Source organism: Pseudomonas sp. D(2018), from assembly GCF_005502555.1.
Taxonomy (GTDB): Bacteria; Pseudomonadota; Gammaproteobacteria; order Pseudomonadales; family Pseudomonadaceae; genus Metapseudomonas; species Metapseudomonas resinovorans.
In genome coordinates this window covers 1-16,372 of the sequence record NZ_SCOK01000015.1, presented here as the reverse complement: position 1 = coordinate 16,372, position 16,372 = coordinate 1, and the positions used below count along the sequence as shown (strand labels likewise).

Below are 16,372 nucleotides of genomic sequence, written 5' to 3'. Positions count from 1 at the left end.
TGGTGGAAAGGAAAACTAGTACCGCTGACCTATAAGTCAAATGCTGTTCATCGGGCGTGGTACTGGTCCTCCAACACTGCCTCTGCCCGCCCCCGCCGTCGCAGCAGCCAGCCGCCCTGTTCATCCAGCGCCACCTCCGCCGGAGCGGGATGCAGGCCGAACTGCAGCAGGCTGTGGTGATAGGCGTACGCGCCGCAGTTGGGCAGGACCAGCAGGTCCCCCGGTACGGGGCTCGGCAGTTCGAGGTCCTCCACCAGCACGTCCTGGGGCGTGGGCAGGCAGCCGGCGATGCTGACGCGCTGCAGCGGGCGCCCTTGCCCGCCCATCAGGCGCAGCAGCCGGTTGGCCTTGCCGTTGTAACCGCGCAGCAGGTTGTGGATGCCGCCGTCGACGATCACCCAGGTACGCCCGCGCGACTCGCGCACGTCCAGCACGCGGGTCAGGTAGCAGCCACTTTCGGCCACCAGGTAGCGGCCGACCTCCAGCAGCAGGCGCACCGGCATCGACGCGTCAGCCAGAAGCTCCCGCAGGCCCCGGCTGAAGCCCGGCAGGTCGAAGGCGGGCTCATCCCCGGCGTAGGGCACGCCCAGGCCGCCGCCGATATCCAGGCAGTCGAGGTGGTCGTGACCCTGCCGGCGCAGCGCCTCCAGGCGGCCCAGCAACCAGTTGGCGGGGCGCAGTAGGCGCCCGGGCTGCAGCACATTGCTCGCCACATAGCATTGCAGGCCGCGCAGGTGCAGGTCGTCCAGCCCGCCCAGGCCGGCCACCCCCTCGAACAGCCGGGCGTCGTCCATGCCGAACTTGCTGCTCGCCTCCGCCACCGGGATACCGTCGCGGGCCGCCTCCTCCAGCACCTCGGCTGGCGGGTGCACGCGCAGCAAGACGTCCTGGCGATAGCCCAGGCGCCGGGCCAGGTCGTTGAGTCGGCGCGCTTCTTCCAGGGATTCGATCACCACCAGCGCCGGGCGTGCTGCGCCCAGGCGTTCGAGCACCGGCGCGGATTTCGCCGGACCGGTGAAGAGCAGTCGCTCCGGTGGGAAACCTGCCGCCAGGGCCGTAACCAGCTCGCCTTCCGAGCTGATGTCCGCGCCCAGCCCGGCTTCCTGCAGCGTGCGGCAGATCCCCAGGGACGGGTTGGCCTTGAAGGCATAGTGCAATGCCGCTCCCGGTGGCAGGGCCGCCAGCAGGTTCATCGCCTGGCGGCGGATGCGCGCCAGGTCATAGGTGAAGAGCGGGGTTGCGAAACGCTCGGCGGCCCTGACCAGGGCGGCGTCCATGGCATGGTCTAGCATGAGTTTCTTCCATGAGTTTCAACGGTTCTTGGTACGACACGGCCCGCATCCAGGGAAGGAGCACCCCATGAAGATAGTTCTTGCGTATTCCGGTGGTCTGGATACCTCCGTCGCCCTGCGTTGGCTGAAGGAGCGCTACCAGGCGGAGGTGATCGCCTTCTGCGCCGATCTCGGTCAGCCGGAGGACTTCCAGGCAATTCGCGAAAAGGCCCTGGCCAGTGGCGCCAGCAAGGTGTTCATCGAAGACCTGCGGGAGGAGTACCTGCGCGATTTCGTCTTTCCGGCGCTGCGGGCCGGCGCCCTCTATGAGCGTCGATACACCATGGCCGCTCCCCTGGGCCGCCCGCTGATCGCGCGTCAGCTGGTGCGCATCGCCCATGCCGAAGGTGCCGAGGCCGTGGCCCATGGCTCCACTGGCAAGGGCAATGACCAGGTGCGCTTCTATGCCGGCGTGGTGGCCCACGACCCGGCGCTGCAGGTGCTGGCGCCCTGCGCCGAATGGGAGCTGAAGTCCCGCGACGAGGAACTGGCCTATGCCCGGCGACATGGCATTCCCGTCAGCGCCACGCCAGACAGCCCCTTCAGCATGGATGGCAGCCTATGGGGCACCAGCACAGAGTGCGGCAGCATCGACGACTTTCGTACCAGGATTCCAGCCAATGCCTACCAGTTGACCGCTGACCCCGAGTGCGCGCCGGATCTCCCGGCGCGCCTGACCATCGGTTTCGAGCAGGGGACGCCGGTGCGCCTCGACGGTCAGCGCCTGGACGCCGTCGAGCTGGTGCGCCGCCTCACGGAACTGGGCGGGCGCCACGGCGTGGGGCGCGTCGACATGGTGGAAAACAGCCTGATGGGCATCAAGAACCGCGCCCTCTACGAGAGTCCGGCCGGGGCCATCCTGCACGTCGCCCTTCGCGAGCTGGAGGACCTGACGATCGACTGCGACACCCTGCACTGCAAGGCCGAGCTGGCGCTGAAATATGCCGAACTGGCCTATCGCGGCCAGTGGTGGTCGCCCTTGCGTCAGGCGCTGGATGCCTTCGTCGACGCCAGCCAGGCGAATGTCACCGGCACCATTGCCCTGCGCCTGTACAAGGGCAGCATCACGGTGGAGGGGCGGGAAACCGACCACGCACTGTTCGATTACAGCCTTACCGCCCAGGACAGCGCGGACCGCTTCGACCACCCGGCGGGCATCGGCTTCGCCTATGTCTGGTCGTTGCCCCAGCGCATCCGCGCCAAGCTCCGCGGCCCCGCCTCGGAGCTCTGAAAACCCTGCGGACGGGGGCGACCGCCGGCCGGATCGGCTGCTAACCTGTGCCGACCTTCAGCAAGCGGCGCCCCCATGCTCAACCTCTACCACGCCAACGACCTGGAAAGCCTCGGCGAGCTGGCTTGCGCCTTGCTCGCACAACCCCAGAACGACCCGCTTGCACCCGCCCGGGTAGTCGTGCCGAGCCAGGGCATGGGGCGCTGGCTGACCCTGCAACTGGCGCGCAAGCAGGGCATCGCCATGCACCTGGACATCCAGTTGCCGGCACGCTTCGTCTGGGATGTCACCCGTCTGGTGCTTGGCGAGCTGCCGCCGCAGTCCGCGTTCAATCCGGTCACCCTTGGCTGGCGTCTCTACGATTGGCTGTGCGAACCGCACAACCTCACCCGTGCGCCACGCCTGGCGCAGTACCTGGACGGCGGCGACGAACGCCGCCGGCTGACCCTGGCCTCGCGCATCGCCGACGTCTTCGACCAGTACCTGCTTTATCGCGACGACTGGCTGGATACCTGGGAGCGCGGAGAGTTGCTGGGGTTGGGCGCGGACGAAGAATGGCAGGCCCTGCTCTGGCGTGAACTCACTGCCGATGGCCACCCCCACCGTGCGCGACTGCTGGGCGATCTGCTGGCCCGGCTGCACGCTGAGCCGGTCGAAGGGTTGCCGGAGCGACTGGTGGTGTTTGGCATCAGCAGCCTGCCACCGCATCACATGCGGGTACTGGAAGGCCTGGCGCGGCATTGCGAGGTGATCCTCTTCGCCCTCAACCCCTGCCGCGAGGCCTGGGGTGATATCCGCGATATCCGCGAGCTGGCGAGGCTGCCGGAGCCCGGCATCGACGACTGGTACCTGGACGTCGGCCATCCGCTGCTGGCCAGCCTCGGCAAGCAGGGACGTGATTTCTTCGACGCCCTTTTCACCCTCGGCGGCCAGGACATCGGCGTCTATGCCGAGGACGACGACCTGCGCGACAGCAGCCTGCTGCGCGCCGTGCAGAACGACATCCTGCGCCTGCGTACCCGTCATCCCGAAGAGCGCATGGTCATGCGCGAGGATGATCGGTCGCTGGAAGTGCACCTCTGCCATTCGCCCCTGCGCGAGGTGGAAGTGCTCCATGACCAGTTGCTGGCGCGCTTCAAGGCCGACCCCAGCCTTACCCCGGACCAGGTGGTGGTGCTGACCCCGGATATCGAGCGCTACGCCCCCTACATCGAAGCGGTGTTCGCCCCGCGTGAAGGCGTGCCGCGCATCCCCTTCAGCCTGGCCGACCGCAGCCTGCGCGCCGAGTTGCCACTGGTGGAAGCCTTCCTCGCCCTGCTGGAGCTGCCGCAGAGCCGCTTCGCCGCCGAAGAATTGCTGGCCTGGCTGGAACAACCGGCCCTGGCCGCCCGTGCTGGAATCGAGAACGAAGACCTGCCGCTACTGCGCGACTGGCTGCGCGACGCCGGTGTGCGCTGGGGGCGCGATGGTGCGCACCGGGCGCGTCTCGGCCTGCCGGAAGAAGGTGCCTTCAGCTGGCGGCAGGGGCTGGACCGCCTGCTGCTGGGATTCGCCGCGCCACCGCAACTGGCCGGCGACGCGCCCCCCCTGCTCGGCGACAGCTGGCCGCTGGATGCCCTGGAAGGCGCCCGCGCCCAACTGCTCGGCCGCCTCGCCGGCTTCGTCCAGCGCCTGGGCGCACTGGCCGACGATATGGCACGGCCACGCCCGCTGGCGGAATGGGCCGAGACCCTGCAGGGCCTGATCGACCAACTCTTCGACGAGCGCGAGGCGGGCGATACTTTGCTGCTGCTGTCCCAGGCCTGTGGCGCCCTGCGTGAACAGGCCGAGGCCGCCGGCATCGAGCGCCCGCTGGAACTGACTCTGGTGCGTCAGCATCTGGTGGCGGCCCTGGACCAGGGCAGCGGCGCCTCGGGCTTCCTCACCGGCGCCGTGACCTTCTGCACCATGGTGCCCATGCGCAGCCTGCCGTTCCGTCAGGTCTGCCTGCTCGGCCTGGACGACGGCGCCTTCCCGCGCCGAACCCCGGCCGCCGGTTTCGACCTGATTGCGCGCAAACCCCGACGTGGTGACCGCGCCCGGCGCCTGGACGACCGCTACCTGCTGCTGGAAACCCTGCAATCGGCGCGCGACGGCCTCTACCTCAGCTTCGTCGGCCGCGACCCGCGGGATAACGCCCATCTGCCGCCGTCGGTGCTGGTCAGCGAACTCCTGGAAACCATCGACCTCACCGCCATTGCGGGCGAGTGCAAGGCCAGCGAGCGGGTGCTGGTGCCCCACCCGTTGCAGCCCTTCGCCTCGACCAACTTCGGTGGGGGGCAGCAGGCCGGCTTCGCCGCGCCCTGGTTCCGTGCGGCCCAGCGCCTGGCGGAAGCCCCCCAGCCAGCTGCCGCGCCCTTCGCCCTGCCCTTGCCGGAGCCGGACGCCGACTGGTTGACCCTGGAACCGTCCCAACTGATCCAGTGCTTCCGCCATCCCGCACGCTTCCTCCTGGAACAGCGCCTCGGCCTGCGTCTTGCCGAGGCCGAAGAGGCCCTGGCCAGCGATGAGCCCTTCAGCCTCGAAGGCCCGGCGTGGCGTGGGCTGCGCCAGCTTGCCCTGGACGCTGTGGAGCGTGGTTGGTCCGAGCAGGACGAAAAGCGCATCGCCCGCGCCGCCGGCTGGTTACCCGTCGGCGAGCTGGGCCATGCCCTCTGGGGGCAACTGCGCGGCCCGGTACGCGCCTTCGCGCCGCGCCTGTTCGAAGCCCGGCCCGACGCGGTGCCCCAACCGCTGCTGGTGGATATCGAACTGGCCGGCGTGCGCATCCACGGCTGGCTGGACGGGGTTACCCCGGAAGGTCTGTTCGGCTGGCGCCTGAACCGTCTCGGTGAGTGGGAACTGGCGCCCTTCTGGCTGCGTCACCTGCTGCTCAACCTGGCCGCCACCCCCGGCATCGCCCGCGACAGCCGGCTGCTTTCTCCCGCTGGCGACTGGCAGGCCGGCCCCCTGGCCAACGCCCGCGAACTGTTGGAGCCCTGGCTGCGCGCCTACCGCGAAGCCCTGCTCACGCCCCTGCCCCTGCTGACCAAGTCCAGCTACGGCTTCGCCCACGGCCTACGCAAACCGGGCCGCAAGGAGCCGATCGAGGCCGCCCGCTCCAAGGCCCGCGTGGCCTGGGAGGGCATCGACTTCGGCCCGGCCGGCGAATCCCGCGACCCCTGGTATGCCCTCGCCTTCCGCGACCGCGAGCCACTGGGCGAGCGCTTCGAACAACTGGCCGAAACCCTGCTGGGCCCGGCGCTGGATGCGCTGGCGGGAGATGATGATGAGGAATGACGCCGTGCACTCTTGTAGGGACGTATCGAACTGTGGGGGCGAATTCATTCGCCAAGCAGACTGCAGGTCTGCCCCTCGAAACCCGGCAGTGGCGTTGATCTCCCTCACCCCAACCCTCTCCCAGAGGGAGAGGGAGCCGTTCGTGCCGGAGGACGCTGTATGAGCCTCGACCTGCTCAAGGACCCCTTCACCGGCTGCAGCCTGATCGAGGCCAGCGCCGGCACCGGCAAGACCTGGACGCTCACCGCCCTGTACGCGCGCCTGTTGCTGGAGCGCAAGCTCGGCGTCGGGCAGATCCTGGTGGTGACCTACACCACGGCGGCCACCGCCGAGTTGCGCGAGCGCATCCGTGCGCGACTGGCGGCGTTGCTGGCCATGTACGAAGGCGCGCCGGCACCCGACCCGGTGCTGGCCGGGCTGTACGCGCAGTATCCCGGCGAAGATGCCCATCGCCGCCTGTTGCTGGCGGTGCATGGTTTCGACGAGGCGGCCATCTTCACCATCCACGGATTCTGCCAGCGCGCCCTGCAGGACGCCGCGTTCGAGGCTGGTGGCGATTTCGACAGCGAGCTGGCCACCGACGACCGCGAAGTGCTCGATGCGCTGCTCGCCGACCTCTGGCGGCGCGAGCTGGCCGACGCCGAGCCGGCCTGGGCGCGCTTCCTGGCACAGAAACGCATTACCCCGACCTGGCTGCGCCAGCGTCTGCGTTCGCACTTGGGCAAGCCCTACTTGCGTGTCGAGCCGCGGGAGCACGAGGTTGGCGATCTGTCCGCCGCGAGCGAGGCCTGGAGTCATGCACAGGGCTTCTGGCAGGGCCAGGGTGCCGAATGCGTTGCCCAGCTCGCCCAACTCGACGGCCTCAACAAGCGCAGCTACGACGCCGCCAAGTTCGCGCTTTGGCAGACCGAACTGGATGCCTACTTCGCCGATCCGGCCGCTCTGTTCGCCGCGCCAACGGGCCTGGAGAAGCTCGGCACCGAGGCACTGGCAAAGGCCACCAAAAAAGGTTTCGATGCGCCGGAGCATGCCGTCTGCGCCGCGTTGCAACGGCTCTGCGACGCACTGGCGGAAGCCGCTCCCGCCGGTGAGGCCCGCCTGATCGACCTGCAGGTGCGCTTGCTGGACACCCTCAATCGCGAGTTGCCGGCACGCAAGGCAGCCCAGCGTCTGCTGGCCTTCGACGACCTGCTCAATCGTCTCGACGACGCCCTGCGAGGACCGGCCGGCGACGCATTGGGCCAGGCCCTGCGCGAGCGCTATCCGGTGGCCCTGATCGACGAGTTCCAGGACACGGACCCTGTGCAGTACGCGATCTTCCACCGTGTCTACGAGCAGCAGGGCGACCTCTGCTTCGTCGGTGATCCCAAGCAGGCCATCTACGCCTTTCGTGGCGCGGACCTCGCCACCTATCTCAAGGCCCGCGAGGAAGCCGCGCGGCAATACAGCCTGGACACCAACCACCGTTCCACGCCGCAGCTGATCGCGGCCCTCAACCGGGTATTCGACCGTCCCCTGCCCTTCGCCGAGCCCGGCCTGGATTACCCGCCGGTCGGCGCCAGCAGCAAAGCCCGTGCGCAGCTGGTGCTGCCCGAAACCGGTGCGCCGCTGGAGCTGGTCTGGCTGGGCGATGAGCCCCTGGGCAAGGGTGAGGCCGGCAGCGCGGTGGCCACTGACACCGCCCGGCGCATTGCCGGCCTGCTGGCCGCCAGTGCCCGTGGCGAGGCTTATTTCGACGAGGATGGCCTGCGTTCGCCGCTCAAGGGCGGTGATATCGCCGTGCTGGTCGCCAGCCATCGCCAGGCTGGGGACGTTGCCGCCGAGCTGGCCGCCCGTGGCGTACCCAGCGTGCGTCGCGGCCGCGACAGCGTCTGGCATAGCGAAGAGGCCGAGGAGCTGGCGGCGGTGCTGGCCGCCTATGCCGAGCCCGGCCGCGAAGGGGTGCTGCGCTACGCCCTGTCTACCCGCCTGCTGGGGCGCGATGCCCAGCAACTGGCGCGCTGCCAGGACGACGAGCATGCCTGGGACGAAGAGCGCGAGAACGCCGAGCGCTACCACCAGCTCTGGCAGCAGCAGGGTTTCATGCGTGCTTTCCGCGCCTGGCTCGATGAGCAGAGCGTGGCTGAGCGCCTGATCGCCCTGCCCGATGGCGAGCGACGCCTGACCAACCTCCTCCACCTGGCCGAACTGCTGCAAACCGAAAGCCTCCAGCGGCCCGGCCTGGAGCCGCTGCTGGCCTGGTTCAATGCCCAGCGCGCCGCCGAAAGCCACGGCGACGACGCCCTGTTGCGCCTGGAGAGCGATGCCGAGCGGGTACAGATCGTCACCGTGCACACCAGCAAGGGCCTGGAGTATCCGCTGGTGTTCTGCCCCTACCTTTGGGACGGTGCGCTGCTGCGCCGCGACGAGGACATCACCTGCCATACCGAGGACGGCACCCCGCTGCTCGATCTGGGTGGTGAACATTTCGACGAACACCGTGCCGGTGCCCGCCGTGAGCGCTTCGCCGAGCGCCTGCGCCTGGCCTACGTGGCGCTGACCCGCGCCCGTGACCGCCTCTGGCTGCACTGGGGGCCGGTGGCCCTGCCCAAGGCGAAGAAGGACGGCGAGCTGCCGGAAGATGGCTTGCACAGCTGCGCCCTCGCCTGGCTGCTGCATGGCCGCGAGCTGGATGAGGCCGATGTGCTCGGTGCCCTCGCCCAGCACCTGGCTACTCGCGATGGCGCCGCCCTGCGTGTTGAGCTGGAGGCCCTGGCCGAGGCCAGTGGCGGCCAGATCGCCGTGGTGGCGCCGCAGGCCGAGGACGCCAGCGCCCAGGGCGAGTCCCGCGCCCTGCCCCCGGCTGGCCTGGCCACCCTTGACCGCACCCTGGCCAGCGCCTGGCGGGTGGGCAGCTTCTCCGGCCTGGCCGCTGGCCTGCACATGGAAGCGCCCGACCGCGACGGCCTGGTCGTGCCGCCGGCCAGCGAACCGGGAAGCGGCTTCTTCGCCTTCCCCCGGGGCGCCCGCGCCGGTACTTGCCTGCACGCCATGCTGGAGGATTGGATGCGCGGTGAAGGCGAACTGCCGGCGCTGGTGCAGAAACACTTGCAGGGCCACGGCTTGCCGGACAGCTGGACGGAGATCGCCAGCGCCCACCTGCAGCGGGTGCTGGATACCGACCTGGACGGCCAGGGCCTGCGCCTGTCCGCATTGGCCCCCAACCGCCGGTTGCCAGAGCTGGGCTTCACCTTCCCGGTGGCCGGGCTGGATGTCGGCCGCCTGCGGGCGATCCTTGCCGACCCCGTCCACGGACTGCCGGAGGTGATGCGCCTGGCCGCCGAGCGCCTGGAGTTCGACACCCTCAAGGGCTTCATGAAGGGCTTCATCGACCTCACCTTCGAGCACGACGGGCGCTGGTACATCGCCGACTACAAATCCAACTGGCTCGGCCCGGATGCCAGCTACTACGGTGGTGAGCGCCTGGAGCAGGCTATCGCTGCCGAGCACTATCACCTGCAATACCTGATCTACCTGGTGGCGCTGCGACGCTTCCTGCGCCAGCGCCTGGCCGGCTTCGCCAGCGAGCAGCTGGGCGGCGCCTGGTACCTCTTCCTGCGCGGCATGCCAGACGCCGGGGTGTTCTTCCATCGTCCTGCCGACAGCCTGCTGGATGCGCTGGATCTGCTGTTCGAGGAGGGCCGCTGATGAGCCTGGCCGATTGGTCCCTGGGACCGCTGGAGCGCCATTTCACCGAGAGCTTGCAACGCCTCGACCCACAGGCGTCGGACGCCGTGCTGGCCGCTGCCGCGCTGTGCTGCCAGGCGCTGGGTGACGGCGATGTCTGCCTGCCCCTGGCGCGCTGGGCCGGACAGCCGTTGTTCGTCGAGGGCGGCCCCGGCCTGCAGGCGCCTGCCCTGCCCGCCTGGCTCACGGCCCTTCAAGCCTCGCCCCTGGTGGCGCCCCCCGGTGGCTATGCACCGCTGACCCTGGACGGTGCACGTCTCTATCTCAGCCGTTACCACGCCTACGAGGCGAGATTGGCGCAGAACCTGTTGCAGCGGGCGACGGCACGGCCGAGCGTGGACGAGGCGCAACTGGGCGAGTCCCTGGCCCGCCTGTTCGCCCGCAACACTCAACAGCCCGACTGGCAGCGGCTGGCAGCCGCGCAGGCGGTACGGCGCAACCTGGCCGTGATCTCCGGTGGCCCCGGTACCGGCAAGACCACCACCGTGGTCCGTCTGCTGGCGGCGCTGCTGGAACAGCCGGGCGGTGAACGGCTTGCCATCGGCCTGGCCGCGCCTACCGGCAAGGCCGCCGCGCGCATGGCCGAAGCCATCCGCAACGCCAAAGCCGAATTGCCGGTAGCTGACGCCATCAAGGCCGCGCTGCCGGAAGAAGCGCGCACCCTGCACCGGCTGCTGGGCAGCCGTGGTGACACGCCGAAGGTTCGCCATCACGCGGATAACCCGCTGCCGCTGGATGTGCTGGTGGTGGACGAGGCCTCGATGGTGGACCTGGCGCTGATGGCCAAGCTGCTGGACGCCTTGCCGCCCAATGCGCGGTTGATCCTGCTGGGTGACAAGGACCAGTTGGCGGCGGTGGAGGCGGGTGCGGTGTTCGCCGAACTGTGCGAAGGGCGTGGCTTGGATGTGGCTGCGGCCGCCGACCTGACGCGGATCACCGGGCAACCGGTGCCGGTGGAACACCCCCGCTCGCGCCTCGGGGACGCCGTGGTACTGCTGACCCACAGCCACCGTTTCGCCGGCGACAGTGGCATTGGCGAGCTGGCGCGACGCATCAACGGTGGCGATGCCCGTGGCACGCTCGAGCTGCTGCGCGGCGGTCACCCGGACCTGGCGTGGAATGCCGGCCCTACTCCGGCGGCCCTGTTGGAGCGGCTGGAGACGGGTTATGCGCCCTACTTCGTCGCCGTGCGCACCGCTGACCCGGCTTCCGCCTTTGCCGCCTTCAACGGCTTCCGTGCGCTCACCGCACAGCGCGAAGGCTCCTGGGGCGTGAGTGGCATCAACGAAACACTGGAGGCGCGTATCAAGCGCCGCCTGGGCGTGCCTTCGCGCGAGCGCTGGTACCCCGGCCGCGCGGTGATGGTGCGGCAGAATGACTACGCCCTGGGTCTGTTCAACGGCGATATCGGCCTCTGCCTCGCTACGCCCCACGGCCTGCGGGTGTTCTTCGAGGGCGATGAGGGCTACCGGCCCTTTGCTCCAGCCCGGCTTCCGAGCCATGACAGTGCCTTCGCCATGACCGTGCACAAGAGCCAGGGTTCGGAGTTCACCGAGGTGCTGCTGGCCTTGCCGGAGCAGCCCAGCCCCCTGCTCAGCCGCGCGCTCTTCTACACCGGCATCACCCGGGCGAAGAAGAAGGTGGAAATCTGGGGGCTGCCGGCACGGCTGAGTGAAGCGGTATCGACCCGTGCCGAGCGGGCAGCGGGATTGGCGGAGCGCCTTGGCGTCGCGGCGCCTGTCGACAACCCGCAAGCGCCGACGCCCGCAGCGGTCAACGGGCAGGATCAGTTGAGCCTGTTCTGATCACGACGCGGATGGAACCGCTCTTGTCGGTTGGTACGGGCGGCCTTTGCATAGGATCTACAGACTACGGATTCCCACAAACAACAAGCCCGGCATCCGCCGGGCTTTGAGGGTTTGCAGCGAGTTGGATCAGCTGACGCGCTGGGCTTGCAGCAGGCGGTCGGCGCCACCTTCGGCGACGCGCAGGGCGTTGGTGCGATCGGAGCCGCCTTCAGCTACGCGGAAGCTATTGGTGCGATCCGAGCCACCTTCGGCAATGCGGTTGGCACCGGTGCGGTCGGCACCACCTTCGGCGACGCGGTCCAGCACCATAAAGCTGCCTTCAGCAGCCACCGGCTCGATGACCTGGATAGTGGTGGCTTCCCTGGACTCACCCAGCACCGGCTGGGAGTCAGACGGCAGGGCGAAGACGGAGGTGCTCAGAGTGGCGATGAACAGGGCGGCGAAGGCTTGGGTTTTCATGATCGTGGGCTCCTCAAGGGGGCTGGAAACTGGGTACGGAGCCAATCTTACGGATGGGGTGTTGATTAAGAAGTGATCACTCCAGATAGAGAACATCAACGTTGTTGATGGTGCAGTGCGCCCTTTCAGATCAATGGGTTAGTTGATTCACGCGGCCGCCCTGGCCGTTCGACCCAGGAGAGATCGGCTCGCCGAAGTGCATTTTCCCCCCGGCAGCGGGGCCACCATTCGTCTGCAATCCCGCCTGGCCAGCGAATGCGGTCAATCCTTGCCTGTACAGCCCCGACCTGGACAGGGAGGTCAGCATGGCCAAGCGCACCGAATCGACGAAACCCCGCAGAAAGGCTGCAGGCAAGCGACTGGACGTCCGCCGCGACTCCATGGATTTCCGCGACCTCACCTACTCCGCGTCCCTGGCGCCGCTGCCCGACGAGCTCTATCCGGACTGGCCGTTACTGCACATCCTCGACCAGGGCGAGGAAGGCGCCTGTACCGGTTTCGGCCTGGCCGCAGCGATCAACTACTTGCGTGGCCGACGTGCGCTGCCCGGCCGCGCCAGTCCGCAGATGCTCTTCGCCATGGCCCGGCGTTATGACCAGTGGCCGGGGGAGAACTACGACTTCAGCAGCGCCCGAGGCGCCATGAAGGGCTGGCACAAGCATGGTGTCTGCCTGGAGGGCAGTTGGCGGGGTGGCAGCGGCTTGACCCCCGCGATCCAGCAGGAGGCGCTGGATATCCCCCTGGGTGCCTATTTCCGGGTCTTCTCGCGGATCAACGACGTCCAGGCAGCCCTGCGTGACGTCGGCGTGCTGTTCGCCTCGGCGCGTAACCATGAGGGTTGGCGCGCGCCCCGGCGTGGCGTTATCGACTGGAAGCCGGATTCACCGGACATCGGTGGTGGGCACGCCTTTGCCCTGATCGGCTACAACCGTGACGGTTTCCTGGTGCAGAACTCCTGGGGGCCTGACTGGGGCGGTTACCGCCAGGGCAAGGCCTCATACGCGGGGGTGGCGCTGTGGAGCTACGCCGATTTCGAGGCCAATGTCTGGGACGTCTGGGTCGCGCAGCTGGGGGTTGCGGTCAACCATGGCGTCACCGACACCGCCACCCGCTATGTGTCCGACGGCGGCACTGCACGCCTGGCGCTGCAGGGACCGCCCCAGGAAGCGATCTACCTGCATTACCTGCACATCGACGATGGCCGTTTCGACGGCCTGGGCCAGTACGCCTCCGACCTGGTCCAGGTGGAGGCCATCATCGAAGAGCTGCAACACAGCAAGCCGCAGCACCTGCTGCTCTACGCCCACGGCGGGCTGAACAGCGTGAACGGCTCGGCCATGCGCGCGTTCAAGTGGCGGCCGGCATTCCGCGACAACGGCGTGCACGAACTGCATTTCATCTGGGAGACCGGCCTGCTGGCCGAACTGGGCGACATCCTGCTCGGCAAGTTGCCCCTGGTAGGCGAGCGCGTGGGCTCGGTGAGCTCCTGGTGGGACAACCAGGTGGAAAGCCTGGTCCAGCCCGCCGGCTTCGCTCTCTGGCAGGAAATGAAACGGGATGCCGATCGCGCCTTCCAGAAAGGTGCGGCGGGAACGCAGGCGCTGCAGCGCCTGGTGGGCTGGCTGGCCGCCCAGGGAACCCAGGCACCCAAGGTCCATCTGGTCGGCCACAGCGCGGGTTCCATCTGGCATGCACGCCTGTGGCAGGCCTGGCAGGCGCTCAACGGTCCGGCCATCGACAACCTGGTGTTGTTCGCCCCGGCCTGCACCCTCGAGCTTTACCAGACGACCTTTCTCAAGGCGCTGGGGCACGGCATCCGCCAGCAGACGCTGTTCGTGCTGTCGGACCAGGCCGAACAGGAAGACAACGTTGCCAAGGTCTACCGCAAGTCGCTGCTCTACCTCGTCTCCAATGCGCTGGACGACCGGCAACGGCGGATGCCGCTACTGGGCATGCAGAAGTTCCAGCCAGCCCAGCAGCCGCCCGGCAGCACCCTGGTGGTCGCTTCCACCAGCGGCCCGGCCAGCCGCAGCACCAGCCATGGTGGATTCGACAACGACCTGCAGACCATGGACCACCTGCTCCGGGTGGTGCTGGACAGCGGCGGCTTCCGTGGTTTCAAGGTGGATGAGTTGAAGGGGTATTGAATTCATTCGCTAGGCAGGCCGAAGGTCTGCCCTTGGACCGCGGGGGCAGCGGCGCAGCCCTTGGCAAATGAGTTCGCCCCTACAAGTAAGCCGTTCACCATGAAAAACGGGGCCGAATGGCCCCGTTCTTCATTGCTTCGGCTTACTGCCCAGGAATGTCCTTGCGCAGTTTCACCGGGTCTTCCTTGCGCCCGCGTGCGATACGCATGCGGATGTTCAGCGCCTCCACGGCCAGGGAGAAGGCCATGGCGAAGTAGACGTAGCCTTTCGGCACGTGAACTTCGAAGGATTCGGCGATCAGCACGGTACCGACCACCACCAGGAAGGCCAGGGCCAGCATCTTCAGGCTCGGGTGCTTGTCGATGAAGTCGCTGATGGTACCGGCGGCCAGCATCATCACCAGGACGGCAACGATGATCGCGGCGACCATGACCGGCACGTGGGACACCATGCCGACGGCGGTGATGACCGAGTCCAGGGAGAACACGATGTCGATGATGGCGATCTGGATGATGGTGCCGATGAAGTTACGCGCCGCGCCTGAGGGCGCCGCGTTGGTCTCATCTTCGCCTTCCAGGCTGTGGTACATCTCGGTGGTGCTTTTCCACAGCAGGAACAGGCCGCCGAAGAACAGGATCAGGTCACGGCCGGAGATGCCCTGGCCGAACAGGTGGAACAGGTCGGTGGTGAGCCGCATGATCCAGGTGATGGAGAGCAGCAGCAGGATGCGGGTGATCATCGCCAGCGCCAGGCCGAAGAGGCGGGTGCGTGCCTGCATGTGCGGCGGCATGCGGGCCACGAGGATGGCGATCATGATGATGTTGTCGATACCCAGGACAATCTCCAGGGCGGTCAGGGTGAAGAAGGCGACCCAGATTTCCGGGCTGGTCAGCCATTCCATGATGCGTTGATCCTCATGAGTGTCGTGTGGCTAGGGATGGGACACGAAGAAGCCGGAAAGAGCTTAGGCAGTTTCCGGCTTCCTCGGGGGTGTCATTCAGCGGCTGGTCAGTGCGATCCAAAAAGCGGGAACACACCCAGCAACAAGGCGGCGAGGAGGATACACAGACAAATCATCACCGCCCACTTCAATGTGAAGCGCTGGTGGTCGCCGAACTCGACCTTGGCCAGGCCCACCAGCAGGTAGGTGGAGGGTACCAGCGGACTCAGCAGATGCACCGGCTGGCCTACGATAGACGCTCGCGCCATCTCTACCGGGCTGATGCCGTAATGGCTCGCCGCCTCGGCCAGAACCGGTAATACGCCGTAATAAAAAGCGTCGTTGGACATGAAGAAGGTGAACGGCATGCTCACCACCGCGGTGATCACCGCCATGTACGGCCCCATGGACGGCGGGATGACCGCCAGCAGGCTCTTGGACATGGCTTCTACCATGCCGGTGCCGGACAGGATGCCGGTGAAGATGCCCGCCGCGAAGATCAGGCCGACCACCGCCAGCACATTGCCGGCATGGGCCGCGACCCGTTCCTTCTGCTGCTGCAGGCAGGGGTAGTTGATGATCATGGCGATGCTGAAGGCGATCATGAACAGCACGGGCAGCGGCAGCAGGCCGGCGATCAGGGTCACCATCAAGGTGGCGGTCAGCGCGCCGTTCACCCAGAGCAGCTTGGGCCGGCGGGCTTCCGGGTACTGCGAAACGCTGATCTCGTCATGGTTGAGCTGGTCGTCCGGCAGGTGCAGCACGCCGAGACGCGCACGTTCGCGCTTGCCGTAGGCCCAGGCCAGGCCGAACAGGGCGATGGCGCCGGCGGCCATGGCCGGGATCATCGGCACGAAGATGTCCGAGGGGTCGACGTGCAGGGCGCTGGCCGCGCGGGCGGTGGGGCCGCCCCAGGGGGTCATGTTCATGATGCCGCCAGCGAGGATGATCAGGCCGGCCATGATCAGCGGGCTCATGCCCAGGCGGCTGTACAGCGGCAGCAAGGCGGCGACGCAGATCATGTAAGTGGTGGCGCCGTCACCGTCCAGGGAGACGATCAGGGCCAGGGCGGCGGTGCCCATGGACACCTTCAGCGGGTCACCCTTCACCAGCTTGAGGATCTTGCGCACGGCCGGGTCGAACAGGCCGGAGTCGATCATCAGGGCGAAGTAGAGGATGGCGAACATCAGCATCACGCCGGTGGGCGCGAGCTTGCTGATGCCTTCCAGCATCATCGGGCCGATACCTGCGGCGAAGCCGCCGAGCAGGGCGAAGGCGATTGGGACGATGATCAGGGCGATCAGGGCGGACAGGCGTTTGGTCATGATCAGGTACATGAAGCAGATGACCATGGCGAAGCCGAGCAGAGTCAGCATGGCAGTTCTCCGGACGTGATTCGGGCGGGACGGGGG

The 16,372-nt window shown here is 67.8% G+C and carries 9 protein-coding genes; 5 read left to right on the top strand and 4 right to left on the bottom strand.

Features of this window, described 5'->3' with window-relative positions; all coding sequences use genetic code 11:
- Positions 1–47: 47 nt before the first annotated feature.
- Positions 48–1,292 carry a hypothetical protein gene (locus tag FFS60_RS11985; RefSeq protein WP_137822087.1) on the bottom strand — a complete coding sequence of 415 codons (1,245 nt, stop codon included), beginning with the start codon at positions 1,290–1,292 and terminating at the stop codon, positions 48–50.
- Positions 1,293–1,359: 67 nt separating this feature from the next.
- Between FFS60_RS11985 and FFS60_RS11980 the strand changes: the two genes are divergently transcribed.
- From FFS60_RS11980 to recD, 4 genes are all read left to right on the top strand, one after another.
- A complete protein-coding gene (locus FFS60_RS11980) occupies positions 1,360–2,562 on the top strand; it encodes an argininosuccinate synthase (protein WP_137822086.1) in 1,203 nt (400 codons plus the stop codon).
- A 75-nt stretch (positions 2,563–2,637) separates the two neighbouring features.
- Positions 2,638–5,880 (top strand): exodeoxyribonuclease V subunit gamma, encoded by a 3,243-nt coding sequence (recC, locus tag FFS60_RS11975; RefSeq protein WP_137822085.1) that lies wholly within the window; start codon positions 2,638–2,640, stop codon positions 5,878–5,880.
- Between the two features lie 159 nt (positions 5,881–6,039).
- Entirely contained in the window at positions 6,040–9,567 is a 3,528-nt protein-coding gene (gene recB, locus FFS60_RS11970) for an exodeoxyribonuclease V subunit beta (protein ID WP_137822084.1), read from the top strand.
- A complete protein-coding gene (recD, locus tag FFS60_RS11965) occupies positions 9,567–11,411 on the top strand; it encodes an exodeoxyribonuclease V subunit alpha (RefSeq protein WP_137822083.1) in 1,845 nt (614 codons plus the stop codon). Before recB ends, recD begins: the two co-directional genes overlap by 1 nt.
- A 129-nt stretch (positions 11,412–11,540) precedes the next feature.
- Here recD and FFS60_RS11960 read toward each other — a convergent pair whose 3' ends face one another.
- The gene (locus FFS60_RS11960; protein ID WP_137822082.1) at positions 11,541–11,873 is read right to left on the bottom strand and encodes a hypothetical protein; all 333 of its coding nucleotides are present in this window, start codon (positions 11,871–11,873) and stop codon (positions 11,541–11,543) included.
- Positions 11,874–12,178: 305 nt separating this feature from the next.
- Between FFS60_RS11960 and FFS60_RS11955 the strand changes: the two genes are divergently transcribed.
- Positions 12,179–14,020 (top strand): C1 family peptidase, encoded by a 1,842-nt coding sequence (locus tag FFS60_RS11955; RefSeq protein ID WP_137822081.1) that lies wholly within the window; start codon positions 12,179–12,181, stop codon positions 14,018–14,020.
- A gap of 142 nt (positions 14,021–14,162) precedes the next feature.
- Here FFS60_RS11955 and FFS60_RS11950 read toward each other — a convergent pair whose 3' ends face one another.
- Both FFS60_RS11950 and FFS60_RS11945 read right to left on the bottom strand, forming a co-directional pair.
- Positions 14,163–14,921 (bottom strand): TerC family protein, encoded by a 759-nt coding sequence (locus FFS60_RS11950; protein WP_028627115.1) that lies wholly within the window; start codon positions 14,919–14,921, stop codon positions 14,163–14,165.
- Between the two features lie 107 nt (positions 14,922–15,028).
- Positions 15,029–16,336, bottom strand: a complete 1,308-nt coding sequence (locus tag FFS60_RS11945; RefSeq protein ID WP_028627116.1) for a CitMHS family transporter — start codon at positions 16,334–16,336, stop codon at positions 15,029–15,031.
- Between the last annotated feature and the right edge of the window lie 36 nt (positions 16,337–16,372).